Raw genomic sequence first — 888 nt, forward strand, 5'->3', positions numbered from 1 at the left:
ATCGAACTCTGGATAAAACTCCTTAATGGTGTGATAAAAGAGTAAGAGGAAGAGCATCACGGCAAACAACACCGTTAAAATAGAATCTATTGATACCTCTTGCCGCATGCTTCATCCACCCGTTATGAAACCGTTACCGTAAACTGATCATCATCCCAACTCGGAATCCCCAAAAGTACTTCCTGTTCATGATCATATGCATAAAATGTATACCGACCCAGGTTAGAGAATTTGACCTTAATTTTCATTTCTTCATCGTAACTGAATAGATGTACATCCATCCAAGAGAGGATCGTGCAGGGCCCATTTACTATACCATATTTAGGGAGAATGGTAGACTCTCCAGCGGCTAGTCGCTGCACTGTGGTGGGTTGCTTTCCATGATAAACCTCAGTATACTCAACGCCATCTGGAATCTTCAGAAAGTAGTTTGTAAATCCATCTGGAGCAAAATTTTGCACATGGAGATTCACGGTGCCATATTGGTTGCGAATATAGTTATAACTATCCGGTGTTATTGTAATATGTGCCTCCACTACAGGGATATCTCCCAAAATTAATGGTAAATCCCCATTTTCTGAGATCAATGGATTTCTAGAGTATTCCTTTGCCCCTATGAATTCACCATGAGCGGAGTAGATCTTAGCGATATATCTACCGTGTTTTGGCTGCTCCACCGCTACGATATACTCTCGTGAAATGTTATTGGATTTAAACAATATTGAAGCATTGGTAGCATCAAGGTTTGAATTAACTGTGATTTCAGTATCATCAACAATTGTCCTATACCGCACCTCCGATACTCCACAAACTATGCTCTCATAATTCGGCTCAGCACTCACCACAGGCATAAATGCACCCACTAATAGGACTACCAGGAGTGCCGAA

The 888-nt window shown here is 41.2% G+C and carries 1 protein-coding gene; it reads right to left on the reverse strand.

From position 1 onward, the window contains the following. Positions 1-122: 122 nt before the first annotated feature. The coding region (locus EI28_RS14580; protein ID WP_197018537.1) for a hypothetical protein at positions 123-888 on the reverse strand (766 nt) is incomplete at its 5' end.

The organism is Methanoculleus sp. MH98A (assembly GCF_000691865.1).
Classification (GTDB): Archaea; Halobacteriota; Methanomicrobia; order Methanomicrobiales; family Methanoculleaceae; genus Methanoculleus.